25 protein-coding genes are annotated in these 25012 nt (G+C 61.9%); 14 read left to right on the top strand and 11 right to left on the bottom strand.

Features of this window, described 5'->3' with window-relative positions; all coding sequences use genetic code 11:
* Together BLU71_RS11245 and BLU71_RS11250 are read right to left on the bottom strand one after the other, a co-directional pair.
* Complete coding sequence (locus BLU71_RS11245) at positions 1-2163, bottom strand: xanthine dehydrogenase family protein molybdopterin-binding subunit (protein ID WP_083353099.1); 2163 nt, start codon at positions 2161-2163, stop codon at positions 1-3.
* Between the two features lie 22 nt (positions 2164-2185).
* Complete coding sequence (locus tag BLU71_RS11250) at positions 2186-2641, bottom strand: (2Fe-2S)-binding protein (protein WP_083353100.1); 456 nt, start codon at positions 2639-2641, stop codon at positions 2186-2188.
* Positions 2642-2889: 248 nt separating this feature from the next.
* Here BLU71_RS11250 and BLU71_RS11255 point away from each other — a divergent pair, with 248 nt between their 5' ends.
* Positions 2890-3720, top strand: a complete 831-nt coding sequence (locus tag BLU71_RS11255; RefSeq protein ID WP_039763251.1) for an alpha/beta fold hydrolase — start codon at positions 2890-2892, stop codon at positions 3718-3720.
* Positions 3721-3868: 148 nt separating this feature from the next.
* Here the strand turns inward: BLU71_RS11255 and BLU71_RS11260 are convergent, their stop codons facing one another.
* Positions 3869-4261 (bottom strand): GFA family protein, encoded by a 393-nt coding sequence (locus BLU71_RS11260; RefSeq protein WP_083353101.1) that lies wholly within the window; start codon positions 4259-4261, stop codon positions 3869-3871.
* A gap of 220 nt (positions 4262-4481) precedes the next feature.
* Here BLU71_RS11260 and BLU71_RS11265 point away from each other — a divergent pair, with 220 nt between their 5' ends.
* A complete protein-coding gene (locus BLU71_RS11265; protein ID WP_083353102.1) occupies positions 4482-5315 on the top strand; it encodes an AraC family transcriptional regulator in 834 nt (277 codons plus the stop codon).
* 141 nt (positions 5316-5456) lie between these two features.
* Here BLU71_RS11265 and BLU71_RS11270 read toward each other — a convergent pair whose 3' ends face one another.
* The 4 genes from BLU71_RS11270 to BLU71_RS11285 all read right to left on the bottom strand — a co-directional run bounded on the left by BLU71_RS11270 (position 5457) and on the right by BLU71_RS11285 (position 9661).
* Positions 5457-6044, bottom strand: a complete 588-nt coding sequence (locus BLU71_RS11270) for a LysE family translocator (RefSeq protein WP_042609538.1) — start codon at positions 6042-6044, stop codon at positions 5457-5459.
* A gap of 302 nt (positions 6045-6346) precedes the next feature.
* Positions 6347-8584 (bottom strand): ATP-binding protein, encoded by a 2238-nt coding sequence (locus tag BLU71_RS11275; RefSeq protein WP_083353103.1) that lies wholly within the window; start codon positions 8582-8584, stop codon positions 6347-6349.
* Complete coding sequence (locus BLU71_RS11280; RefSeq protein ID WP_083353104.1) at positions 8581-9186, bottom strand: biliverdin-producing heme oxygenase; 606 nt, start codon at positions 9184-9186, stop codon at positions 8581-8583. The genes BLU71_RS11275 and BLU71_RS11280 overlap by 4 nt, the downstream gene beginning before the upstream one ends.
* 196 nt (positions 9187-9382) lie before the next feature.
* Positions 9383-9661, bottom strand: a complete 279-nt coding sequence (locus BLU71_RS11285; RefSeq protein WP_064362019.1) for a hypothetical protein — start codon at positions 9659-9661, stop codon at positions 9383-9385.
* Between the two features lie 159 nt (positions 9662-9820).
* Here BLU71_RS11285 and BLU71_RS11290 point away from each other — a divergent pair, with 159 nt between their 5' ends.
* Positions 9821-10939, top strand: a complete 1119-nt coding sequence (locus tag BLU71_RS11290) for a carboxylate-amine ligase (protein ID WP_064362056.1) — start codon at positions 9821-9823, stop codon at positions 10937-10939.
* On the opposite strand, the gene BLU71_RS11295 is transcribed toward BLU71_RS11290, so the two are convergent.
* A complete protein-coding gene (locus tag BLU71_RS11295; RefSeq protein WP_083353105.1) occupies positions 10921-11352 on the bottom strand; it encodes a VOC family protein in 432 nt (143 codons plus the stop codon). The two genes, BLU71_RS11290 and BLU71_RS11295, sit on opposite strands and share 19 nt — an antisense overlap.
* A gap of 109 nt (positions 11353-11461) precedes the next feature.
* Between BLU71_RS11295 and BLU71_RS11300 the strand changes: the two genes are divergently transcribed.
* Both BLU71_RS11300 and BLU71_RS11305 read left to right on the top strand, forming a co-directional pair.
* Entirely contained in the window at positions 11462-12544 is a 1083-nt protein-coding gene (locus tag BLU71_RS11300; RefSeq protein WP_083353106.1) for a bifunctional transcriptional activator/DNA repair enzyme AdaA, read from the top strand.
* A gap of 58 nt (positions 12545-12602) precedes the next feature.
* Positions 12603-13220: a DNA-3-methyladenine glycosylase family protein gene (locus tag BLU71_RS11305; protein ID WP_042609532.1), complete on the top strand. Its 618-nt coding sequence runs from the start codon at positions 12603-12605 to the stop codon at positions 13218-13220.
* Positions 13221-13279: 59 nt separating this feature from the next.
* Here BLU71_RS11305 and BLU71_RS11310 read toward each other — a convergent pair whose 3' ends face one another.
* Positions 13280-14200, bottom strand: coding sequence for a LysR family transcriptional regulator (locus tag BLU71_RS11310; protein ID WP_083353107.1), 921 nt, complete (start codon positions 14198-14200; stop codon positions 13280-13282).
* A 217-nt stretch (positions 14201-14417) separates the two neighbouring features.
* Here BLU71_RS11310 and BLU71_RS11315 point away from each other — a divergent pair, with 217 nt between their 5' ends.
* From BLU71_RS11315 to BLU71_RS11325, 3 genes are read left to right on the top strand one after another with little or no spacing between them, the layout of a single operon-like run.
* Positions 14418-15116, top strand: coding sequence for a CoA transferase subunit A (locus BLU71_RS11315; protein ID WP_083353108.1), 699 nt, complete (start codon positions 14418-14420; stop codon positions 15114-15116).
* A gap of 24 nt (positions 15117-15140) precedes the next feature.
* The gene (locus tag BLU71_RS11320; RefSeq protein ID WP_039762320.1) at positions 15141-15806 is read left to right on the top strand and encodes a CoA transferase subunit B; all 666 of its coding nucleotides are present in this window, start codon (positions 15141-15143) and stop codon (positions 15804-15806) included.
* A gap of 11 nt (positions 15807-15817) precedes the next feature.
* A complete protein-coding gene (locus BLU71_RS11325) occupies positions 15818-16999 on the top strand; it encodes an acetyl-CoA C-acetyltransferase (protein ID WP_042609529.1) in 1182 nt (393 codons plus the stop codon).
* 219 nt (positions 17000-17218) lie between these two features.
* Here the strand turns inward: BLU71_RS11325 and cobF are convergent, their stop codons facing one another.
* Complete coding sequence (gene cobF, locus BLU71_RS11330) at positions 17219-17974, bottom strand: precorrin-6A synthase (deacetylating) (RefSeq protein WP_083353109.1); 756 nt, start codon at positions 17972-17974, stop codon at positions 17219-17221.
* Positions 17974-18543 carry a histidine phosphatase family protein gene (locus BLU71_RS11335; protein ID WP_083353110.1) on the bottom strand — a complete coding sequence of 190 codons (570 nt, stop codon included), beginning with the start codon at positions 18541-18543 and terminating at the stop codon, positions 17974-17976. Before BLU71_RS11335 ends, cobF begins: the two co-directional genes overlap by 1 nt.
* Before the next feature lie 320 nt (positions 18544-18863).
* Between BLU71_RS11335 and BLU71_RS11340 the strand changes: the two genes are divergently transcribed.
* The 6 genes from BLU71_RS11340 (at position 18864) to BLU71_RS11365 (ending at position 24982) form a co-directional block, all read left to right on the top strand.
* Positions 18864-19718, top strand: coding sequence for a MurR/RpiR family transcriptional regulator (locus BLU71_RS11340; protein ID WP_042609526.1), 855 nt, complete (start codon positions 18864-18866; stop codon positions 19716-19718).
* A gap of 2 nt (positions 19719-19720) precedes the next feature.
* Complete coding sequence (locus BLU71_RS11345) at positions 19721-20365, top strand: isochorismatase family cysteine hydrolase (protein ID WP_083353111.1); 645 nt, start codon at positions 19721-19723, stop codon at positions 20363-20365.
* Positions 20362-21693: a glutamine synthetase gene (locus BLU71_RS11350; protein WP_083353112.1), complete on the top strand. Its 1332-nt coding sequence runs from the start codon at positions 20362-20364 to the stop codon at positions 21691-21693. The genes BLU71_RS11345 and BLU71_RS11350 overlap by 4 nt, the downstream gene beginning before the upstream one ends.
* Positions 21677-22429, top strand: coding sequence for an N-formylglutamate amidohydrolase (locus tag BLU71_RS11355; protein ID WP_065616998.1), 753 nt, complete (start codon positions 21677-21679; stop codon positions 22427-22429). The genes BLU71_RS11350 and BLU71_RS11355 overlap by 17 nt, the downstream gene beginning before the upstream one ends.
* Positions 22430-22497: 68 nt before the next feature.
* Positions 22498-23847 carry an APC family permease gene (locus BLU71_RS11360; protein WP_065616997.1) on the top strand — a complete coding sequence of 450 codons (1350 nt, stop codon included), beginning with the start codon at positions 22498-22500 and terminating at the stop codon, positions 23845-23847.
* 118 nt (positions 23848-23965) lie between these two features.
* Complete coding sequence (locus BLU71_RS11365; protein ID WP_064362027.1) at positions 23966-24982, top strand: arginine N-succinyltransferase; 1017 nt, start codon at positions 23966-23968, stop codon at positions 24980-24982.
* Positions 24983-25012 lie beyond the last annotated feature (30 nt).

A 25012-nucleotide genomic window follows, 5' to 3' on the forward strand; every position in this document is an offset into this window, starting at 1 on the left:
TCACACCCCCGACAGTTGCAGTGGCAGTTCGCGCAGACGTTGCCCGGTCAGGGCAAACACCGCGTTGGCCACCGCCGGCGCGGTCGGTGGCACGCCGGGCTCGCCGATGCCGCCGGGTTTTTCGCTGCTGGGGACGATGTGCACTTCGACCACCGGCATTTCGTTGAGCCGCAACACCTGATAATCGTGGTAGTTGGACTGCACGACGCCGCCGTCCTTCACGGTGAGCTTGCTGTGCAGGGCCATGCCGAGGCCGAAGGTGATGCACGATTCCATCTGCGCGGCGATGCTCTGCGGATTCACTGCAATGCCGCAGTCCACCGCGCACACCACCCGATGCACGCGGATCGCCAGATTGTCCTGCGACACCTCGGCAACCTGCGCCACGTAGCTGCCGAACGACTCGTGCACCGCCACGCCGAGGGCATGTCCGGCGGGTAGCGCCGCGCCCCAGTTGGCCTTCTCCACCGCCAGGTTGAGCACGCCGAGATGCCGCGGATGCGCCTTGAGCAGCGTTCGCCGGTACTCCACCGGATCCTTGCCTGCCGCCGTGGCCAGTTCATCGATCAGCGATTCCATGACGAACCCCGTGTGGGTGTGGCCCACCGAACGCAGCCACAGCACGTTGATGCCGGTCTGCGGCGAATGCAGGTCGACCTGGTGATGAGGCAGATCCTTGATGTACGGACTGTCAGCCACACCCTCGACCGAGGTCGCATCGATGCCATTCTTGACCATTGCCGCCTCGAGCATCGTTCCGGTCATGATCGATTGCCCGACCAGCACATGCTGCCAGCTCAGCGGCAGGCCATCGGCACCCAGCCCGACCTGAGCCTTGTGCAAGTACATCGAGCGGTAATAGCCGCCGCGAATGTCATCCTCGCGCGCCCACACGGTTTTCACCGGCAGGCCTGCCGCTTTGGCGACTTGCACGGCTTCGGCGACGAAGTCCGAGGTCGGATTGGCGCGGCGACCGAAGCCACCGCCGAGGAATTCCGTGTGAATCTCGACCTGCTCAGGCTTGAGCCCGGTGATCTTGCTGGCGACCATCTGGTCGAGGGTCTGGAACTGCGTGCCGGTCCAGATTTCGCACTTGCCGGCGCTGATCTTCACCGTGCAATTGAGCGGTTCCATCGGCGCGTGGGCCAGATACGGCACGCTGTACTCGACCTCGATTTTCTTCGCTGCCTTGGCGAAATTGGCCTTGGCGTCCCCCGCCTGCGTGGCGGAAGTGCCCGGGGTCGCCGCCAGTTTGCGGAAGCTTTCCAGCAGTTTTTCGCTGCTCATGTCGGCCAGCGGGCCCAAATCCCAATTGACCTTCAGCGCATCGCGCCCCAGCTTCGCCGCCCAGAAATGCTCGGCCACCACCGCCACCCCGCTGGGCACCTGCAGCACCTTGTGCACACCGGGAATCGCCAGCGCTGCGGCGCCTTCGAAGGATTTGACCGTGGCGCCGAACACCGGCGCGCGGGCGACCATCGCGGTCATCAGGCCCTCGAACTGCACATCCATGCCGAACTTGGCGCGGCCGGTGATTTTTTCCGGGGTGTCGAGACGTTTGGTCGGTTTGCCGATGACCTTCCAGTCCTTGGCCTCCTTGAAGGTGATGGTTTTCGGATCCGGCACCGGCAGCTGCCCGGCGGCATCGGCCAGTTCGCCATAGGTCGCGCGCTGGTCCCCGGCGATCACCACGCCGGACTCAGTGCGAATCGTCGAAGGCGCGACGTCGAAGCGTTTCGCCGCCGCTTCCACCAGCATCTGCCGCGCCGTCGCCCCGGCCAGTCGGTAGCGGTCGAATTCCATCAAGGTCGAGGTTGAGCCACCGGTGATCTGCATGCCGCCGAACGCCGGCAAACCGTAATCCGCCGCCGAGGCTGGCGAGTGCTCGACGCGAATTTTCGACCAATCGGCGTCCAGTTCCTCGGCAATCAGCATGGTCAGGCCGGTCCAGATGCCCTGGCCCATTTCCGAATGGCCCAGCAGCACCGTAACGCTGTTGTCCGCCGCGATGCGCAGGAACGCATTGGGCGCGAATGTCTTGTTCTGATCCTCTGCTGCGCGGGCGAAGCGATTGGCCCCGGGCACCACAAACGCCACCATCAGGCCGCCACCCAACACGGCACTGCCCTTGAGAAACCCCCGACGCGATACCGGACTGTTCATCGTCTATCTCCCACAGAATGAATCAGCCGATTTCGGCGGCGCGTTTGACCGCTGCGCGAATGCGCGGATAGGTGCCGCAGCGGCAGATATTGCCGGAGAGCGCCTGATCGATATCGCTGTCGGTGGGGTTGGGAATTTTCGCCAGCAACGCGGCGGCGGACATGATCTGCCCGGACTGGCAGTAACCGCACTGGACCACGTCGAGTTCCGCCCATGCCTGCTGCACCGGGTGCGAACCATCGGTGGACAAGCCTTCGATGGTGAGGATTTTCTGCCCGTGGGCGACGGCAGTCGCCGGGGTGATACAGGAGCGTAATGGTGCGCCGTCAACGTGCACGGTGCACGCGCCGCACTGGGCCATGCCACAGCCGAACTTGGTGCCGGTCAGGTGCGCGACATCGCGCAGAACCCAGAGCAGCGGCATGTCGGCGGGGACTTCGAGCTCCTGATCCTTGCCATTGATATTCAGGGTCAGCATCGGGTGATTTCCTCAGGCTTACGGTGTTGCGCAGGGGCGTCGCTGTGGCCGCAGAAACCTGCGCACGCCCGCGCTTATCCCTTTCAGCAAAGCCTAAATTACGCTCGAAGCCAGACGTTGTGACCAGCGGTCATGCAGACCGTGGCGTTGCTCCTACAGTTGATAACGGCTCGCACTGAGTCGTCGTATCTCTGCGCAACCGGTCCGCGAGCCTCGCGGTTGTCCATCACAGGTCAGGAGTAACGAATATGGGCTTTGTCACCACTCGAGACGGCGTCGACATCTTCTACAAGGACTGGGGCCCGCGCGACGCCCCGGTGATCCACTTCCACCATGGCTGGCCGCTCAGCTCGGACGACTGGGACGCGCAGATGCTGTTTTTTCTCGCGCAGGGCTTTCGGGTGATTGCCCATGATCGGCGGGGACACGGGCGCTCAAGTCAGGTCTGGGACGGCCACGACATGGACCACTACGCCGACGATGTGCTGGCGGTGGTCAATCATCTGGGTACGAGCAACGTTGTCCACGTCGGCCATTCCACCGGCGGCGGCGAGGTCATCCATTACATCGCCCGGCATGGTCAGGACAAGGTCAGCAAAGCGGTGTTGATCAGCGCCGTACCACCGTTGATGGTGCAGACCGAAAGCAACCCGGGTGGCTTGCCGAAATCGGTGTTCGACGGCTTTCAGGCGCAGTTGGCGGCGAATCGCGCGCAGTTTTATCGCGATGTGCCGAGCGGGCCTTTTTATGGCTATAACCGCCCCGGGGCCGAGCCGTCGGAAGGGATCATCGCCAACTGGTGGCGGCAAGGCATGATCGGCGGCGCCAAGGCGCACTACGACGGCATCGTCGCCTTTTCGCAAACCGACTTCACCGAGGATCTGAAAAAAGTCACGGTGCCGGTTCTGGTGATGCATGGCGAGGACGACCAGATCGTGCCTTATGCCAACTCCGGACCGTTGTCGGCGAAACTGCTGCCCAACGGCACGCTGAAGTCGTATCCGGGTTTTCCGCATGGCATGCCGACGACGCAGGCTGAGACCATCAATGCGGATTTGCTGGCGTTTATCCGCGGGTAATATCACGAACGTACGCGCTCCCCTGTAGGAGTGAGCCTGCTCGCGATAGCGGTATGCCAGTCACTATCGAATTGACTGATCCACCGCTATCGCGAGCAGGCTCACTCCTACAGGGATCGTCGGTGTGCGCGAGATGGGGATAAGTCCTCTACCCCTCTCCGCGCCCCTTGCCTTCACGATCACCACGGTAATGCCTGGCCAACGGAAAATCCGGCAGCCATGATTCACGCCGCACAATCCAGCTCTCATAGGTCGGCTTTAACTGATCCGGCGCATCCAGCGCGCCGAGGTTGACCTCGACCTCATCACCACTGCGATTGAACACCGACGAGCCACAGCGCGGGCAAAAGTGCCGCCCCTGGTAGTCATGGGTTGCGCCGGTAATCGTCACCGCGTCTTGAGGAAAAATCGCCGAGGCATGAAACAACGCGCCGTGCACCTTGCGACAGTCAAGGCAATGGCACAGCCCGACGCGATAAGGCTCGCCCGTGACCTGAAAACGCACAGCGCCGCACAGGCAGCCGCCAGTGAAGGTCTTCATGGTTTAGCTCCTTCGCACTTTTGATAAACACAATCGCCAGATAGGGTTTAAAGAACCGCAGTGAGACGCCATGCAGCCTATTGCAGCTTGCATCATTGCGTTCGACCTGCCGAGGGGGATTGCTGCAGATGTCGCAAGATCCGCACAACGCGCAAATCGCAATGGGCATTCGCCGGCCAGAGCTAATACACTCAAGCGCTGACCTGCCGGGACGATCACGATGAAACACGCTGCTGCGAAGAACCCCGAGAAAGCCCCGCGTTTCTGGCGCGACGACGCCCTGCCTTTCATTGAGGCGCGAGCCATCGCTGATGGTCGCGAGGTCTGTTATGCGCGGCATTCCCACGCGCACTTTTCCATCGGCGCGATCACCGCCGGGCGCAGCACCTATGTGCATGAGCAAGCGCAGTTCGCGGTGGCGGCCGGCACCGTGGTGCTGATGAATCCCGGCGATGTGCATGCCTGTAATCCGATCGACGATCAGCCGTGGTCGTATGTGATGTTGTATGTCGAAACGCCGTGGCTGACGGATTTGCAGCACCAGTTGGGGTTTGCGGCGGAGCTGGAATTCCGGCGTTTTTCGGACACGCATCTGGCTGATGCCGAGCTGTTCGGCAGGTTGACGGGGTTGTATGAGGTGTTGGTCGACGAACAGTTGGAGGCGCTGGCGAAACACAGCGCGGCAGTGGAGTTTTTCAGTGATTTGCAACTGCGCCTGAATCCGGCTGATCAGCCTGTACGTGAGCCGAACTTCAAGCTGGAACGCGCCGCTGATTTCATTCGTGCACATTGCACCGAAGTGCTCAGCCTCGAGGCGATTTGCGCGGCGGCACAGTTGTCGCCGTCGTACCTGATTCGCGCGTTCAAGCAGCGTTACGGAATGACGCCCCATGCCTTTTTGGTCAATCAGCGCATCCAGTTCGCCCGCGAACGCTTGCGCCGCGGCCAGTTGATTGCCGATGTCGCGCTCCAGGCCGGATTTGCCGATCAGGCGCATTTTCAGCGAGCGTTCAAACAGCATCTGGCGGCAACGCCGGGCCAGTATCGCGGCTGAACCCAATCTCTGCTAACACACAAATCCCCTGTAGGAGTGAGCCTGCTCGCGATAGCGGTGTGTCATCCAGCACTGCATTGACTGATCCACCGCTATCGCGAGCAGGCTCACTCCTACAGGGTCTTGTGATCGACAGGTCAATCAGGTGATCAGGAGATAAACAGCGCTCACCGCCAGCAACAACGCCATCAGCCGATTGAACCAGCGCATCCCCGCCGCGTTGCTCAGATAGCCACGCAAGAACGTCCCGGCATACACCCAGCAGCCCACCGACAGATAGCAGATCACCAGATACACCGCCGCAAATTGCCAGACCAGCCGCGCCTCGCCATCGGCGACAAAGGCGCCCATGCCGGCCACGCAAGCAAGCCAGGCCTTGGGATTAAGCCATTGCATCACCGCGCCATAGAGCATCGACGGCGCGCGGCCGGACTCGCTGGCGTGCAACTGGCCGTCATCGCTGGCGAGTTTCCAGGCCATGAACAGCAGAAACGCCACCCCGGCCCACTGCACCACGCGAGTCATGAACGGCCACAACTGCAGGACTTCATGCAGTCCCAGACCCATCAGCACCAGCAACAGCACAAACCCCAGCGTCGCCCCTGCAACATGTCGCTGACTGGCACGAAAGCCGTACTGCGCGCCAGAGCTCAGCGCAACGATATTGACCGGCCCGGGGGTGATGGAAGCGGCCAGGGCAAACGCCGCCATGGAAAGAATCAGACTCATTGCACACCTGCTTCAAATGAGGAACGAGGTGACTACGGTAGCGAGCGGGGGATTTGCGGTATTGAAGAAAATGACCCTGAGGATGCGAATCTTCTGTGAGAGCGGTGGGTCAGTCAGCCCAGTGTTGGCTGGGCTGACTGCTTCGCGAGCAGACTCGCTCCCACAGGGTTTTGTGTGAAATCAAATTGCAGAGCCCACCGCAAGACCTGTAGGAGTGAGCCTGCTCGCGATAACGGTGGATCAGTCAGAACAGCGCTGACGGGACGGACGCCATCGCGAGCAGGCTCACTCCTACAGGGCGATCAGGCCAGGCGCGGCACGGTGAAACGGAACTCGCTACCCTGCCCCGGCTCGCTCTCGGCGACGATCTGTCCGCCGTGGGCTTCGACGATGCCTTGGGTGATGTACAAACCAAGGCCGGTACCGGTCGGATTGCCTTCCTTCACTGTCCAGTAGCGATCAAACACATGCGGCAAATGTTCCTTGGGAATGCCTTCGCCGCTGTCACGCACGATGAACACAATCTCATCGCCCACCGACTTGGCGTGCACACCAACGGTGCCCATGCGCGGGGTGAATTTGATTGCGTTGCCGACCAGGTTGGACAGCACCTGAAACAGCCGTTCAGGGTCGGCGTGGATGCGCAGGTCAGGATCGGCCTGGAAGGAAATGCTGATGTCCTTGTCATGGGCCAGCGGCGACAGCAGCGATTGCGCTTCTTCGAAGATAAGCCCGACGTCCAGCGCCTGCGGGGTAATGGAATAGCGCCCGGCGTCGATTTTCGAGGTGTCGAGCAGGTCTTCGAGCAGCGTGTTCATGCGTGCCGTGGCCTGTTGCATGGTATCGATCGCCGTGGAAATGCGCCGCGAGGTGTGCGCCCCCTCAGAGCTGAAGGCTTTCTGCATCATGCCGCACAGCATGGAGATCACAGTCATCGGGTTGCGCAGATCGTGGGAGACCACCGCCACCAGTTCGTCCCGCGCCCGCACGGCCTCCTGCTCGCGCCGTACCTGGCGGGCCAGATCGTTTTCCAGCGCCGAGCGACGCAGATCATTGGCAGCAAACCGATCACCGTGGCTCCACTTGGTGGAGATCCCGGCCATCTCGACTTTCCAGATCTCGAACGAGGTGCGCGGACGCAGGCGCAGGCCGACGTCGGAATTTTCCAGGTCCAGCGGTTTGCGCGGGTCGCCGCTCCAGTTGATGTTTTCCTTCACTTCCGGACGGAACCACAGCACGCCATTGTCCACCGGTTTGGGCAGGCTCATGGCGAGCACACCGCTGGCCACCGACTGATACTGCGCCGCCGGCGGATAAACGCTGGACAGATGATGACTGGCGAACACCGGCTCGCCGCGCTCCTGCAACCATTTGTGCAGAGCGCGAATTTCTTCCGGCGCCGGGCAGTTGCCGTAACGGTGCAGTTGTTTGTCTTCGATGATCGCGATGCCGCCGGCATTGACCAGCGCCATCAGCGTCGCCGGCTGCTGGGCGAGGCCGTCGAACACGTTTTGCGGCGAATCGATCATCGCCTGGTTGAGCCGCGACAGCGCCTCGACCTTCTCTTCGCGCTGGCGGGTCAACTCAAGAGTTTCCATGGCGCTGATCTGCAATGACAGGACCTGACCGATGGTCTGGCAGGCCATGCGCAACTCATGCGGCACGTGCAGCGGCTGGCGGTTGCCACAGCTGATCAGGCCCCAGAGTTTGTCGCCCTTGAGCAGGGAAATGCTCATCGACGACAGCACGCCCATGTTCTTCATGTACTGGCAGTGGATCGGCGAGACGCTGCGCAGGGTGGCGAAACTCAGGTCCAGCGGCGTTTGCGTGTCGGGGCGCAACTTCGGCACCAGCGGCACCGGCTGGTAACCGGCGTTGGGGATGATCCGCAGCCAGTTGGTGCGATACAGCTCGCGCGCCTGCTCGGGGATGTCCGACGCCGGGAAGAACAGACCATTGAACACTTCCATCGACGGGTCGGACGCTTCGGCGATGACCTGGCCGTGGCCCTCCTCCTCGAAGCGGTAGATCAGCACCCGGTCGTAACCGGTCATCGCCTGGATTTCCTTGACGCTGATGTCGTACAAGGCCTGCAGCGTGGTCGCCGCTTGCAGGCGCTGGAGCATGCGACCCAGATGGGTGTTGACCCCGGCAACGTTGCGCGGCTGGAAATTCTTGACGTGGATCTCCAGCTCAAGAATCAGCACACCCTGATGGCGGTGCAGCAAACCTTCGAACGAGGTGCCGTTGAGCTCGAAACGCAGCGGCGCCGCCTCGGAGAACGTCGCCTGCTGCAAGGCTTCCTGCACTTGCGCGGTGTGTTCGGCGCCGATCAGGCTGTGCAGCGGCTGGCCGATCAACGATTCCGGCGCGCGGGCCAGCAGGGTTTCGACGTTGGCGCTGACCTGAATGATCTGCAGCGCAGGCTCGCTCAGGGTCAGCAGCAAACCATGGGGCTGAATCGCGCCGGGAAAGCGGATCGGCTCGTCGGCACAGTTGGCCAGCAGTTCTTCAAAGGCTTGTTGGTCTTGCAGGTTCATGCCAGTACCTCCTGGCGCTCGAGCCACTGCTCGAAACAGCTGAATGTGGTTTGTGCTGCGCTGACCACGGCCGCGCGTTCGCTGGCATCCATGGGCCGGTTGCTCAGGTATTCGATGAACTCGCGCCAGCGCCGCCCGGTGGCAGCGCCATAGACATCCAGGAACGCGGCACCGTTGTCGGCATCCAGATTCAGCCGCGCGGCGATTTCCCGGCGCAGGATCTGCCCGCCAAGGGTGGCGCCTTCGAGCACGTACAGAACGCCAAGGCTGGCAGCGCTGGAGTCGATCACCGGCAAGTCCTCGCACAGCGGCAAGTCATTGGCGCTCGCGCCCAGCGCGCGCAGGTCGGCGTGCAAGGTTTCGGCCTTCAGACGAGGCGTCAGATTGAAATCGCCCGGCACCGCCCCGCTGGCCAGCAACGCCCGTTCCAGCGGCTGATAGAAACCGTAATAGGCCGCCATCAAGCGTTCGAAAGCGCGGTTATCGAGGGAGTCGGAGAAAAAAGGAAGGCGTTTTTCCAGTGCGATGTGCAGTTCGGCTGTACCGGCCCGCAGATCTTGCAGCACCGGTGGCACATAAACCTCACGGGCCTTTGCTTGCATGTAGATCGCTCTTGGTGGGACCCGGCAGGGGCCATTCTGGGTGGGCACGGCGTGGGGTGGGAATTTATCACGCCACGCAGCTTTTTCGGACTGCCGAAGCGTTTTTTCTGCCGAACCTCGACCCTATGACACGTTCAGAGTGGCGCCGGATCGAAAAAGTTCGACCGACGCCATTATCCTGCCATCCTCCACCGCCTCAGTCAGCGCCGCTGTCGTTCTGCACGGATGGATCACCGTTGGCTGGCACGCTGGTGTCGGGAACGCGTTTTGACGGGTTACTGTGTTCGGCGCCAGGGTAACCGGGCAAACCGCGAGTATCGTCCGGTGTCATGACATCTTCGCTGTCACGGCTGACGTCCCAGTCGGTGGTGGCGTTGGGATCTTCATCACGCCCAGCCGTGCCGATGGCGAAGCCGTCGTCGTTGGGATTGCCGGTCTCATTGAGGGCCTTGTCGTTGCTGGATGGGTTGCTCATGTCTGCCTCCAGAAAACGTTGATCGGACTTGTTTGGAAACGCCCTAGCCGCCCAAGTGCAATGGACAAGACCAACGGTGCATGCGCGGCACTGGTCGCCTGGCTTGAACCACCGTTGCTGCGGGGGGTTCTGAAGAGAAACACTCACTCGAGCACCGCCATGAGCCATCCGCGATTCGGTATCGAGGAAGAGTATTTCCTCACTGATCGGCAGACCTTGAGCATGGTCGGCAGCCCGCCACCCCAGGCGATCGAGGCATGCCGGGCGGCGCTGGGCGTGTGGTTTGCCACAGAGATGTTTCAGGGGCAGATCGAGGTGGCCTCGCCGGTGTTCAGCGATTTTCTGCACGCCGGCGATTTTCTCCGCGGCAGCCGTCAGGCCCTGGGGGCAGCCCTCGAACCGTTTGGCCTGGCCCTGCTCAGCGCCGGCAGTCATCCGCTGGCCGACTGGCGCGAGCAGGTGCCGACCGACGAGGAACATTTCCAATATCTGTTCCAACGCTACGGCCATGTCGCGCGGCGCAGCGTGCTGTCAGGCCTGCATGTGCACGTCGAAGTGATCGAGCCGCTGGATCGCATTGCGGTGATGAACGAAGTGCTGCCGTGGACGCCCCTCCTGCTGGCGCTGAGCTGTTCGTCGCCAATCTGGGATGGCGCCGCCAGCGGCTTCATGAGTTACCGGCAGACAGCGTGTGACGAGTGGCCACGCATGGGCATCCCGCCGCTGTTTGCCGATCAGCGCCATTACGACGATCACCTGGCGTTTCTCACGCGCATCGGCGCGATCACTGAGCCGAGCGAGTGTTGGTGGGGTGTGCGCCCGGCGGCGCGCTTTCCGACGCTCGAGCTGCGCATGACTGACGCCTGCCCTCGGGTCGATGATGCGCTGACGCTCGCGGCGTTTTTTCGCGTATTGGTGGCTCATGCCAGTGCACAGCGGCGCCCCGGTCTGCTGTACGACCAGACCGCGCGCTCGATGCTGGAAGAAAATCGCTGGCGGGCCAAACGCCTGGGCACTCATGCGCGCTTTCTGGTCGAGGGCATCGACGGCGACTGTTCGATCGCGCAGTGGCTTGAACTTGCCGAGCAGCGTTTTGCCGAGACCGCGCAGGCGTTGGGCGCGGCGCAGTTGTTTGAACGTGCGCGGGCGATCATTGACAGCGGCAACAGCGCCGATCGGCAACTGGCGCTGTTCAACCTGGCCTCTGAGCAACCGCAAAACGGCCATCTGGCGCTAGCGCAAGTAACTGAATTGTTGCTTCAGGAAACGTCTGGCTGAGCGCCTTCGGACGGGCCTTTGAGTTCGACCTGATTGCCGTCCGGGTCGAAACAATACAGCGACAGGCCGTAGCCCTCGGCGCCGAAACGTCTGGCGGCTTGCTCCACCATCAAACCAAACGATTCCAGATGAGCGACAAGCGCCGCTTCATCGAACGGCTCGATGCGCAGGCAAAAGTGGTCGACATTGCGTTTCTGCGCCTGCGCCGCGCCGCCGCCCTTGCGCCCGAGTTCGCCCGCCAGGTCGACCAGATCGATCATCGAGGTGCCGGCCCGCAAATGCACCAGCCCCAGCGGCTGGTTATGCCTGACCACTTCGGCGCCGAACACTTTGCCGTAGAAATCGATGCTGCGTTGCAGGTCGGCTACGCGCAGGACGATATGATCGATGCGCTGAATGGAAAACGGATGCATGGGTGAGCTTCCTTGAAAGCGGCGACCCGCTCATTGTGCTGCACCAGCGAAAAAATTCACTGTCGATTTTTCGGTGGAGCCATCGACAAAGCGGATTTACTCTCAGCCCATGAACATACCAGCCGCTGTCCTGCCACCCCACGCCGAAATGGTTCGCGCCATGCTCGAACGCGACACTGCCTATGAAGGCGTGTTCTTCACGGCGGTGAAAACCACCGGGATCTTCTGCCGCCCCAGTTGCACGGCGCGCAAGCCGAAACCGGAGAACGTCGAATTTTTTGCCCATGCCGACGAATGCCTGTGCGCCGGTTACCGCGCCTGCCTGCGCTGCAAACCGCTGGACGCCGCGGCGATCGCCCCGGACTGGGTGCAGCGCCTGCTTAACGCGGTAGACGCCGATCCCGAACGGCGCTGGAGCGATGCACAATTGCTCGCTGCAGGCATCGAACCATTGAAGCTGCGGCGCTGGTTCAAACAGCATTTCGGCATGACTTTCCATGCCTGGCTGCGCACCCGTCGCCTCGGCATGGCCCTGGGCGGAATCAGGCAAGGCGCGTCGATCGATCACGCCGCGTTCGACTCCGGCTACGAGTCGCTCAGCGGTTTTCGCGACGCTTTTCAGAAGTCCTTCCACATTACCCCGGGCCGCGCCGCCAACAGTGAGCCGCTGCTGTTCACCCGCCTGACCACGCCGCTGGGGCCGATGATCGCCATGGCCGAGCGCCGTGGGCTGGTGCTGTTGGAGTTCCTTGATCGCCCGGCACTGACCCGTGAAGTCGAAGCACTGCAGAACCGTTATGGCTACGCCGTCGCGCCGGGACACAACGCGCACTTACAGCAGATCGAGGTGCAACTCGCGGAGTACTTTGCCGGCAGGCTCACTCAGTTCAGCGTGCCGTTGCACCTGCCCGGCAGCGCTTTTGCCCGCGAGGTGTGGGCGGCGCTGCTGCAAATCCCCTACGGCCACACCAGCACCTACGGCGCCATCGCCGCGGGACTGGGCAAACCCGGCGCCAGTCGTGCGGTGGGTCTGGCCAATGGGCACAATCGGCTATCGATCGTAGTGCCCTGCCATCGAGTGATCGGCGCAGACGGTTCGCTGACCGGTTATGGTGGCGGGCAACCGCGCAAGGCGTTTCTGCTGCGGTTGGAGAACGCTGCGCTGCAAATGACTCAACAATTGGCTTTCTGAAACATGCAACTCATCCAGCGAGAAGGCATTTCGATGATTACGCTCGACTCACGGCCGCATGACTGACGTGTACGACGCGGCCAGCGCCTTTCTGGCCGTAATAGACGCTGACTGGCAGCGCCATATCCGCGCCGTCGGCCCCTGCCTGCATCAGCCACACCCGGCGCGCGATCCGTATGAGTCGCTGGTGCGCGCGATTGCCTATCAGCAACTGCACGCCAAGGCTGGCGATGCGATTCTCGGACGTCTGGTGGGGTTGTTTCCCGGACAGGCATTTCCGCGTCCGGAACAGATTCTGGCGACTGAGGTCGAGCGACTGCGCGCTTGCGGATTTTCAGCCAGCAAGATCGCGACGATCCAGGGGATTGCCCAGGCGACGCTGGACGGCGTGGTGCCGGATTACCCGACTGCGCGGGCCATGGACGATGAAACCCTGATCGAACGTCTGACCAGCCTGCGCGGCGTCGGTCGCTGGACCGTGGAGATGCTGCTGATCTACAGCCTGGAACGCATGGACATTCTGCCGGCTGATGACTTCGGTGTGCGTGAGGGTTACCGGCGTTTGAAGGGGCTGGACGTGCAACCGACGCGCAAACAGATGATCGAGATCGGCCGGGCGTGGAGCCCGTATCGGACAGTGGCCGCCTGGTATCTGTGGCGGGTGGCCAAGGTCTAGACCGCGTTATCGTTTTTCGCGAGCAGGCTCGCTCCCACACTGAATCAGTGTTCGGCCCTCTATTCCCGCGCTTCCGGGCTGAGGGGGAGATCGAACTGGCGCTGCAGATCTTCAGCCTTGAGAATCTCGAACAACGCCTGCGCCGCCGCCGACAGTTCATTGCCCGGCTCGGTCAGCACACCGATTGCCCGCTCGACCGAATCGTTCAAGGTCAGGCAATGTGCACCCAGCTCGCGCATTTGCCCCGCACACAACGCCGGCACCGCGCTGACTCCGAGCCCGCTGGCGACCATGCGGCCGACCGTCGCCAATTGATGACTCTCGAACTCCACCGGCAGCTTCATCCCGCGCGCGTGCAAATGCTCTTCCAGCATCACCCGTACCGTCGACGGCCGCTGCAGGGTGATGAACGGTTGCTCCAGCAAGGTCTGCCAATCGATGTCGGCGCGGCCAGCCAGCGCTGAATCCGCTGGCACCACGGCGACGAAGCGATCGACATACAGAGGCGTGAACGTCATCGAGGTACTCTGCATCGGCGCGAACGCCACGCCGAGTTCCACCTGCCGGTCGCGGACCATTTCCAGCACTTGCTCGTTGATCACGTCGTTGACCGTGACGTTGACGTTCGGATAGCGCGCGCGAAAGCTCTTGAGAATCGGCGGCAGCAGATTGCCGGCAAACGACGGCATCGCCGCCAGCGTCACGCGCCCGCGTTGCAGGCTGAAACGCTGACGCATCTCGTCTTCAGCGTTGTCCCAGTCGGCGATCAGCCTGCGCGCCAGCGGCAGCAGGGATTCGCCCTCCGGGGTCAGCGCGACATTCCGGGTATTGCGGCTGAACAGCCGCCCGCCCAGGCCCTCCTCCAGCGCTTTGATGGTCAGGCTCAACGCTGACTGGGACAGGTGCAGGCGCTCGCATGCAACGGCGAAACTCAGGCTATGGGCCACGGCGAGAAAGGCACGAATCTGTTTGATGGTCATGGTCGCTTTGCTCCAGTTGCGAGCGGCGAGCGGCGAGCTGCAAGCTGCAAGCTGCAAGCCGTGATGTGATTGCCCTCTGCAGGAGATCGCCGAAACATTGATTATTGATGTTTATCAATCAATCAACCGTAAAAATCAACTTAACAAATATATTCCACGGAGAGACACTCCAGTCATTCGGCTAGCCAGCCGCCCACAAATAATAAAAGAGGTGCCTATGGCAGGTTTCGACAAGCGTGTGAGTTCCTACGAGGAAGCGATGGCCGGCCTGGAAGACGGCATGACCGTCATCGCCGGTGGCTTCGGTCTGTGCGGCATTCCGGAAAACCTGATCGCCGAGATCAAGCGCAAGGGCACCCGCGACCTCACTGTCGTCTCCAACAACTGCGGCGTCGACGGATTCGGCCTTGGCGTGCTGCTCACCGACCGCCAGATCAGCAAAGTCATCGCCTCGTACGTCGGCGAAAACAAACTGTTCGAAGAGCAACTGCTCAGGGGCGACATCGAAGTCATCCTCACCCCGCAAGGCACCCTCGCCGAGAAGATGCGCGCGGGCGGCGCCGGCATTCCGGCATTCTTCACCGCCACCGGCGTCGGCACCCCAGTCGCCGAGGGCAAGGAAGTGCGTGAATTCAAAGGTCGCAAGTACCTGATGGAAGAATCCATCACTGGCGACTTCGCCATCGTCAAAGGCTGGAAGGCCGACCATTTCGGCAACGTCGTTTACCGCCACACCGCGCAGAACTTCAACCCGCTGGCGGCCACCGCCGGCAAGATCACCGTGGTCGAAGTCGAAGAAATCGTCGAACCCGGCGAACTCGATCCGACGCAGATCCACACCCCGGGCATCTACGTCGACCGGGTCATTTGCGGCACGTTCGAAAAACGCATCGAACAACGCACCATCCGCAAATAATTCAGGCCTACGGAGAACAACAACATGGCACTTACCCGCGAACAAATGGCTCAGCGCGTCGCCCGCGAAATGCAGGACGGCTACTACGTCAACCTCGGTATCGGCATTCCGACCCTGGTCGCCAACTACATCCCCGAAGGCATGGAAGTCATGCTGCAATCGGAAAACGGCCTGCTCGGCATGGGACCTTTTCCGACCGAAGAAACCATCGATGCCGACATGATCAACGCCGGCAAACAAACGGTGACCGCGCGGATCGGCGCATCGATTTTCAACTCCGCCGAATCCTTTGCGATGATCCGCGGCGGCCATGTCGACCTGACCGTGCTCGGCGCGTTCGAAGTCGACGTCGAAGGCAATATTGCCTCGTGGATGATCCCCGGCAAACTGGTCAAGGGCATGGGCGGCGCCATGGACCTGGTGGCCGGTGCCGACAACATCATTGTCATCATGACCCACGCGTCCAAGGACGGTGAATCCAAGCTGCTCGCCAAATGCAGCCTGCCGCTGACCGGCGCCGGCTGCATCAAGCGCGTGCTGACCGACCTCGCCTATCTGGAAATTGAAAATGGCGCTTTTGTCCTCAAGGAACGCGCACCTGGCGTCAGCGTTGAAGAAATCGTCGCCAAAACCGCTGGTAAACTGATCGTCCCGGATCACGTACCGGAAATGCAGTTCGCTGCCGAGTGAGGAATTCGAAAATGCAAGACGTCGTCATTGTTGCCGCCACGCGTACCGCGATCGGCAGTTTTCAGGGCTCCCTGGCCAACGTATCCGCGGTCGATCTGGGCGCGGCGGTGATCCGCCAGTTGCTCGAGCAAACCGGTCTGGACGGTGCGCAGGTCGATGAAGTGATCATGGGCCAGGTGTTGACCGCCGGCGCCGGGCAGAACCCGGCGCGTCAGGCCGCGATCAAGGCCGGCCTGCCCCACGCGGTACCGGCGATGACCCTGAACAAGGTCTGCGGTTCGGGCCTGAAAGCTCTGCATCTCGGCGCGCAGGCGATCCGTTGCGGCGACGCCGAGGTGATCATTGCCGGCGGCCAGGAAAACATGAGCCTGTCCAACTACATCATGCCGGGCGCCCGCACCGGTCTGCGCATGGGTCACGCGCAAATCGTCGACACCATGATCAGCGATGGTTTGTGGGATGCGTTCAACGATTACCACATGGGCATCACCGCGGAAAATCTGGTCGATAAATACCAGATCACCCGCGAACAGCAGGACGCCTTCGCAGCCGCTTCCCAGCAGAAAGCTGCCGCCGCCATTGAAGCCGGGCGCTTCGTCGATGAAATCACCCCGATCCTGATTCCCCAGCGCAAGGGCGATCCGGTCGCCTTCAAGATCGACGAGCAGCCACGCGGCGACACCAGCGCCGAATCCCTGGCGAAGCTGCGCCCGGCGTTCAAAAAGGACGGCAGCGTCACCGCTGGCAACGCTTCATCGCTGAACGACGGTGCCGCCGCCGTGATTCTGATGAGTGGCGAGAAAGCCAAAGCCCTGGGCCTGCCGGTTCTGGCCAGAATCGCTGCCTACGCCAACGCGGGCGTCGATCCGGCGATCATGGGCATCGGCCCGGTATCCGCCACCCGCCGCTGCCTCGACAAGGCCGGCTGGAGCATCGACCAGCTCGACCTGATCGAAGCCAACGAAGCGTTCGCCGCGCAATCGCTGGCCGTCGCCAAGGACCTGCAATGGGACCTGGACAAGGTCAACGTCAACGGCGGCGCCATCGCTCTTGGTCACCCGATCGGCGCATCGGGTTGCCGCGTGCTGGTGACATTGCTGCACGAAATGCTCAAGCGCGATGCGAAAAAAGGTCTGGCGACCTTGTGCATTGGCGGCGGCCAGGGTGTAGCGCTGGCGCTGGAACGCGCCTGATACGGAGTTCAAGGTTGACGGCGGATCCACGACATCCGCCGTTGGCCGGCAACAAAAAACCCGGTGCGCCTTGCGGTGTACCGGGTTTCTTTTTGCCTGTCCGAAATTCGTATTGGATGTACCACCGTCATCGCGAGCAGGCTCACTCCTACAGGGGGGACGCATTCCAAATGTGGGAGCGAGCCTGCTCGCGAAAGCGCTTTTTCAGACGCCAGCCATTCAAGGCTTGCGCAGCAGATAGGTATCCATAATCCACCCATGCTCCGCCCGCGCCGCTTTGCGCACCCGTTCGATCTCATCGGCGACATCCGCCAGTCTTCCGCTGAGCAGAATCTCATCCGGTGTGCCCAGGTAAGCGCCCCAGAAAATCTCGGTCTGGCGATCCGCCACCTGCTGGTACGAATCCTCGGCATCGAGCATCACCACCAGACTGTCCGCTTCACTCACCTGCCCTGCTGCCAATCGCCGTCCCGTGGTGATTTCCACCGAACGGCCGATCGTGTTCAGCGGTATCTTGTGCTGCGCAGCCAGGGCCTGAACGCTGGTAATCCCCGGTATCACTTCGTACTCAAATTCACAGCGGCCTGATGACTGAATCGCCTGAAGAATGCGCAGCGTGCTGTCGTACAACGCCGGATCGCCCCACACCAGGAAACCACCGCACTGACCGTCGGACAATTCCTCATTGATCAGCCGCTCGAAGGTCTGCTGCTTGGCGCGGTTCAGTGCATCGACACTTGCCGTGTAGTCGACATCGCCCCGCTCGCGCTCAGGACTGCTGGCTTCGATAAAGCGATAAGCGTGATCGGTGATGTAGCGCTCACAGATCTCGCGGCGCAGATCGATCAGCGTCTGTTTGCTCTGGCCTTTATCCAGCAGAAAGAACACATCGACCCGATTCAGCGCTTTCACTGCCTGCATCGTGATGTAGTCCGGATTGCCGGCGCCAATGCCGATGACCAGCAGCTGTTTCATCAGAATTCCTCTTCAAGGTCCATGCCCGGCAAGCGTAGACGCCAGATGCCGTTGAAGCGCAGCTCGATCACCGACAGCGGCTCGACATCGATCGCATTGAACGCGTTGCCGTGCAGCACCTGCATCAATGCAGCACGCATGACAAACGGATGGGTGACTGCCACCACATGCCCGGGCGTCGCGGCGACTGTAGCCAGCCACTGCGCCACCCGCTGTGTCAGTTGGCCGACCGATTCGCCGCCATGGGGCGCCGCGTCTGGATCAGCCAGCCAGGCTGACAACGCGTCGGCGTGGTGGGCTTGCAATTCCTTGATCGACTGGCCGTGCCAGCGCCCCCAGTCACAATCACCCAGGGCCGGGTCGATTTCGCCATCGGCACCCAACCACGCTGCTGTTTGCCGGGTTCGCAGCTCCGGCCCGCATACCAGGCGCCGCGTCGCCGGGAATCGCGACCGGATGGCGTCAGACGCCACGGGCAACTCTTCAACAGGCTCATTCGTAGGAAAACGCGCCAATTTTTGTGCGATGGTTCGCGCATGGCAAACCAGTATCAAACGGCTACTTGGCACAGGCAGGTACTCGGACGAAAGATATTAAAAGCAACGGTTCGAAATTCATTAGCGGCCCATTGTGCCGTAAAACCGGATTTTTCAGGATTGCCCGCTCGCCAGCCGCTGAACCTTGGATAGGCAATGTCTGACACTGTGACAGGCAAAGGACTACAAGCCGACGCTACTTCGGCGTAGCCCTTGTTACACGGACGCCTTGCACACTTTTGGTGCCTGGCAAACCTGTACAAAAATTCGCTAGACATGTAGCACACATTACATAAATACTCTTTTAACGGATTGTGAAATGAATTCGACACCCCCATCCAGCAGGAGCCCGGATGCCCCCTCTCAGAGACCTGATCACTGACCCCGGCCTGGATCTGACGCCGTCAGAGCGCAAAGTCGTCCGCGCCCTGCTCGATCAGTATCCCCGCAACGGTCTGGGGCCGATGGCGCGCCTTGCCGAACATGCGGGTGTCAGCGATCCGACCATCGTGCGTCTGGTGAAAAAGCTCGGTTTTGGCGGTTACGCCGATTTCCAGGAAGCCCTGCTCAGCGACATGGACCATCGCCTGCGTTCACCACGCACGCTATTGCAGCCGCGCTCGCAGCAGAACAAGAACGATGCCTGGGCCCATTATCTGGCCGACAGCCATCGCTTGCTGGTTGACACTCAAGCCCTGACCCAACCCGAAGACGTACGGATCCTCGTGGAGTGGCTGCTCGACAGCCGCCATCAGATCTACTGCTTCGGTGGCCGTTTCAGCATCCTGCTGGCCAATTACCTGCTTAACCACCTGCGCCTGCTGCGCCCCGGCTGCTTCGCCCTGGAAGACAACGCCCTGTTGCCTGACCGTCTGTACGATCTGCAACGCCAGGACGTGGTGCTGGTGTTCGACTATCGGCGCTACCAGACCCAAGCCCTGCGCGTCGCCACCGCGGCGAAGAACAACAACGCGCGGGTGGTGCTGTTCACCGATGTCTACGCCTCGCCGCTGCGCGAGATGGCCGACCTGATCATCAGCGCCCCGGTGGAATCGGCGTCGCCGTTCGACACCATGGTGCCGGCGCTGGCGCAGGTCGAGGCGCTGATCGCCTGCCTGACCTTGCGTGTGCCCGACCCTGCCGATCGCCTGGAAGGCATCGATGCCCTGCGCAACGACTTTGCGACTCACCTGCTGGAGGAAAAATAAGGATGTTCAGCCTTCCCCACCGCTCGCCACGGGACCTGCCGTTTGTGTTCGATCACACCGCATTGTTGCTGGTGGACATGCAGCGCGCCTGGCTCGAGCCGCAATTCGACCCGCACCTGAGCGGGCCGGATGCCGAGTATTTCCTCCAGCGTGCGCGCAGCCAGGTGGTGCCCAATCAGCAACGGCTGCTTGGCGCCTTTCGTCAGGCCCGGCAAAACGTGCTGCACACGATCATCGAAAGCCTGACCGCCGACGGTCGCGACCGCTCGCTGGATCACAAGCTGTCCGACATGCACCTGCCCAAGGGCAGCGCGCAAGCTCAGGTGATTGTTGAACTGACCCCGGCCGAGAACGAAATCGTGCTGCCAAAGACCTCCTCCGGGGTATTCAACTCGACCAACATCGACTACGTGCTGCGCAACTTGCAGACCCGTCATCTGATCATCGCTGGCATCGTCACCGATCAGTGCGTGGACATGGCCGTGCGCGACGCCGCCGACCGGGGCTATCTGGTGACGCTGGTGGAGGACGCCTGCGCCACTTACACAGCCGAACGCCACCACGCCTGCCTCAATGCAATCAAGGGTTACTGCTGGATCACCGACACCGACACCGTGCTCGGTCGTTTGCAGGAGATGCAGCCATGAGCGCACGCCTGACGCCTCTGCCGATGACCACTCTGGTGACCACTGACCTGATCGGCATCACCCGTGGCCGCTCGTTCCCTACCGACGAGCTTGAGCACTATCAGGCAGCGGGTTGCGGCTGGGTCCCGGCCAACAGCGCGCTGACGCCACAAGACATCATCGCCTCGAGCAATCCGTGGGGCGCGTACGGCGACCTGCGGCTGATCCCCGATCTGAACAGCCGCGTCACCGTCGGCAACGGCCCGGACGCGAACGCGCCGGCGCTGGATTTCATCCACGCCGATATCCGCGAGACCGACGGCCAGGCGTGGGGCGCCTGCCCACGCACATTGCTGCGTGATGAAATCGAGCGCTATCACGATGAGCTCGGTTTGCAGGTGAATGCCGCGTTCGAACATGAATTCAACCTGCACGCTGGCGAGGCCGAACATGCAGCGTTCTCTCTCGAAGCGCAGCGTCAGGGCGCCGAATTCGCCGGCTGGCTGCTCAGCGCCCTGCGCGCCGGCGGGGTCGAGCCGGAAATGTTCCTGCCGGAATACGGCAAGCACCAATACGAAATCACCTGCCGCCCGACCCTTGGCGTGGCGGCGGCGGATCGTGCGGTCAATGTGCGTGAAATCACCCGGGAAATCGCCCGGCAGATGGGCCTGGCGCTGAGTTTCGCGCCGAAGACCGCTCCCGAGGCGGTGTGCAACGGTGTGCATCTGCACGTCAGCCTGCTCGATCTGGCCGGCCAGCCCATGCTGTACGACGCCGGCACCAGCAACGGCCTGTCGAGCATCGGTCAGCACTGGGCTGCCGGAGTCCTGCACTATTTGCCGGCGCTCTGCGCGTTCACTGCGCCGACGCCGCTCTCGTACCAGCGTTTGCAGCCGCACCACTGGAGCGCGTCCTATGCGTGCCTGGGACAGCAGAATCGTGAAGCGGCGCTGCGCATCTGCCCGACCGTGACCCTGGGCGGCAAGTCTGCCGCGCAGCAGTTCAACCTGGAATTCCGCGCCATGGACGCCACCGCCTCGCCACACCTGGCCATGGCGGCGCTGCTGATCGCCGGGCGACTGGGCATCGAACAGCGTCTGGCGCTGAACGCGATCACCGATGAAATTCCCGATTCACTCAATGACGAGCAACGCAAGGCCCGGGGCATTGTCGCCCTGCCCGCCTCGCTGGCGCAGGCGCTGGATTGCCTGCGCGACAGTGCAGCCTTCAATGAATGGCTGCCCAAGCCGCTGCTCGACACCTGGTACGCCCTGAAAACCGAGGAACTGGCGCTGACGGAACAGCTCTCGCCCGCTGACCTGTGTGAGCACTATGCACGCCTGTACTGAATCCGCCGAACTGGGGTTGTTCAACCGCCCGGTCTATAACCTCAGCCGCGAGGACTCGACGAACCCGTTGATCCTCGTGTGCGAACACGCCAGTCGTTACATCCCCGATGCCCTGAACAATCTGGGCCTGGACGAGGCCGCCGCGCGGGAACACATCGCCTGGGACATCGGCGCGCTGCAACTGGCCGAACAGTTGTCGGAACAGCTCGGTGCCACCCTGCTCAGCGCCAATTACTCACGGCTGTTGATCGATCTCAACCGCCCGCGCCATGCACCGGACAGCATCCCGGTGCAAAGCGAGATCTACCAGATTCCCGGCAACCGCGAGCTGGATGAGGCGGCTCGCGAGTATCGTCGGCAGACCCTGTTCAAGCCGTTTCATGCACGTTTGCAGACGCTGATCGACGAGCGTATTGCCCAGGGCCAAGCGGTGCGCGTGGTCGGCATTCACAGTTTTACCCCGGTGTACTACGGCCAGCCGCGAGCACTGGAAATCGGCGTGTTGTTCGGCCAGGCCAAAGCCTATGCCCAGCGCCTGCTCGACGGACTGCAAGTGCATCCTTTGAAAGTCGCGGGCAACCAGCCGTACAGAATCGATCCGCTGGGCGACATGACCGTACCGGTGCACGGCGATGCCCGAGGCCTCGAGGCCGTACTGATCGAAGTGCGCAATGACTTGCTGCGCAGCCCCGAAGCGGTTTCGCGCTGGGCCGGCTACCTGGCACCTTTGCTGTAAGAATCGCGGTAAATGATCGACCGACAGAACAACTAAAACGACCGATGGCTGACAAGGAGTTGCGCTTCATGGAAATTGAAGAATTCGGCTACAAGCAAGAGTTGAAACGTAGCCTGACGCTGACCGATCTGGTGGTATACGGGATGATTTTCATGATCCCCATCGCCCCGTTCGGTGTGTATGGCTACGTCAACGCCGAGGCACCCGGGATGGTGCCGCTGGCCTACATCATCGGCATGGTGGCGATGCTGTTCACCGCGCTGAGTTACGGCAGCATGGCCAAGGCGTTTCCGATTGCCGGTTCGGTGTATTCCTACGCGCAACGCGGCCTCAATCAACACGTCGGTTTCATCGCTGGCTGGCTGATGCTGCTCGACTACCTGCTGATTCCGCCGCTGCTGTACCTGTATGCGGCGATGGCGCTCAACCATTTGTACCCGGATATTCCCAAGGTTGGCTTCATCCTGGCGTTCCTGGTCAGCGCAACGTTCGTCAACCTGCGCGGCATCACCTTTACCGCGCGGATGAACATCCTGTTCCTGCTGGCGCAACTGGTGGTACTGGGCATCTTCCTGTTCTACGCCTGGAATGCCTTGCACAACGGCGGCGGCAACGGCGAGCTGACACTGGCGCCGCTGTATCACCCCGAGACCTTCAACTTCGCCTTGTTGATGCAAGCGGTGTCGATCGCCGTGCTGTCGTTCCTCGGCTTCGATGCGATCTCGACCCTTGCCGAAGAAATCAAGGAAGACCCGGGCCGCAGCGTCGGCAGAGCGGCGCTGATCACCCTGGCGGTGATGGGCACGATTTTCGTGGTACAGACGTGGATCGCCACCGATCTGGCAGCGGGCATGGGCTTCAAATCCGCCGACACCGCGTTCTATGAAATCGCTGAAATCGCCGCCGGCAGCTGGCTCGCAACCCTGACCGCAGTGGCGACGGCGCTGGCCTGGGGCGTGGCCGTGGCGATCACCTCGCAGGCCGCCGTGTCGCGCCTGCTGTTCGGCATGGCCCGCGATGGCAAATTGCCGAAGGTGCTGGCCAGGGTCCATCCGAAACACAACACGCCGTACCTGAGCATCTATCTGGTGGCGGTGCTGTCGCTGCTGATCTGCTACCTGTTCATCGAGGCGGTCGACATCCTCACCTCGCTGATCAACTTCGGCGCCCTGAGCGGATTCATGCTCCTGCACCTGACCGTGATCAACCACTACTGGCGTCGGCAGAAGTCGGGACAGGTTGTGCGCCATCTGCTCTGCCCGGTGATCGGCTTCATCATCGTCGCGGCAATCATGTACAACATGGGCGTCGATGCGCAGAAACTCGGCCTGATCTGGATTGCCCTGGGTCTGGTTTATCTGTTCTTCCTCAACAAGCTCGGCGCCAGCACGGTGTTGCCCGATCCGAGCAATGGCTGACAAGAAAAAGAGCGGCGTCTGACAACAAATCAGGCGACCGCCGATTTAACGCGTGGAAACCGACAGTGATAGTCAGGTTCGGCGAACGGGCCGAACCTTTTGATACAGGAGTACATCCATGCTGGTCTTACGCCCAGTCGAGCAGAATGATCTGCCCCAGCTACAGCGCCTGGCCCGCGAGAGCCTGATCGGCGTGACCTCGCTGCCGGATGACAGCGAGCACCTGCGCGAGAAAATCGCCGGGTCGCGCGCCTCGTTCGACAGCGCCGCCACGGCGCAGGGGCCGGAGAACTATTTCTTTGTGCTGGAAGACCTCGAACGCCAGCAACTGCTCGGTTGCTCGGAAATTCTTGCCACCGCCGGTTTCAAGGAACCGTTCTACAGCTTGCGCAATCGCCATTTCACCAGCGCCTCGCGGGAGTTGAACATCGAGCATGGCGTGCCGGCGTTGTCGCTGTGCCATGACCTTAGCGGGCATACCCTGCTGCGCGGGTTCCACATCGACGCCACGCTGGTGCGCACGCCGTTTTCCGAACTGTTGTCGCGGGCGCGCCTGCTGTTCATTGCCGCCCATGCGCAGCGGTTCTCCGAGGCGGTGATTACCGAGATCGTCGGCTACAGCGATGAGCACGGCCACTCGCCATTCTGGGATGCGCTGGGCAAGCATTTCTTCGACCTGCCCTACGCCGAAGCCGAGCGTCTGTGCGGGTTGCAGAGCCGCACGTTCCTCGCCGAACTGATGCCGCAATATCCGATATACGTACCGATGCTGCCGCAAGCGGCGCAGGACTGCATCGGCCGCGTGCACCCGGACGGCCAGGAGGCGTTCGACATCCTCGAGCGTGAAGGCTTCGAAACCAACAGCTACATCGACCTGTTCGACGCCGGCCCTACGTTGTATGCGCGTACCGCAAACATTCGCTCGATCGTTGGCAGCCAGACTGCCACTGTCCGGCAACAGGCGTCGACAGACGCCCGAGGCCGTTACCTGGTGAGCAACGACGCCTTGCATGACTACCGCGCCATTGTCACCGAGCTCGACTACCAGCCCGATCAACCGCTGCCCCTGACGCCCGCTCTATGCGCGGCACTGAAGGTCAGCGAGGGCAGCCCGATACGGTTGGTCGCTCTGTGAGGCGCATTTGCCGTTGGTGCCTGAATCGGT

This window comes from Pseudomonas moraviensis (assembly GCF_900105805.1).
In the GTDB taxonomy this organism is placed as follows: domain Bacteria; phylum Pseudomonadota; class Gammaproteobacteria; order Pseudomonadales; family Pseudomonadaceae; genus Aquipseudomonas; species Aquipseudomonas moraviensis_A.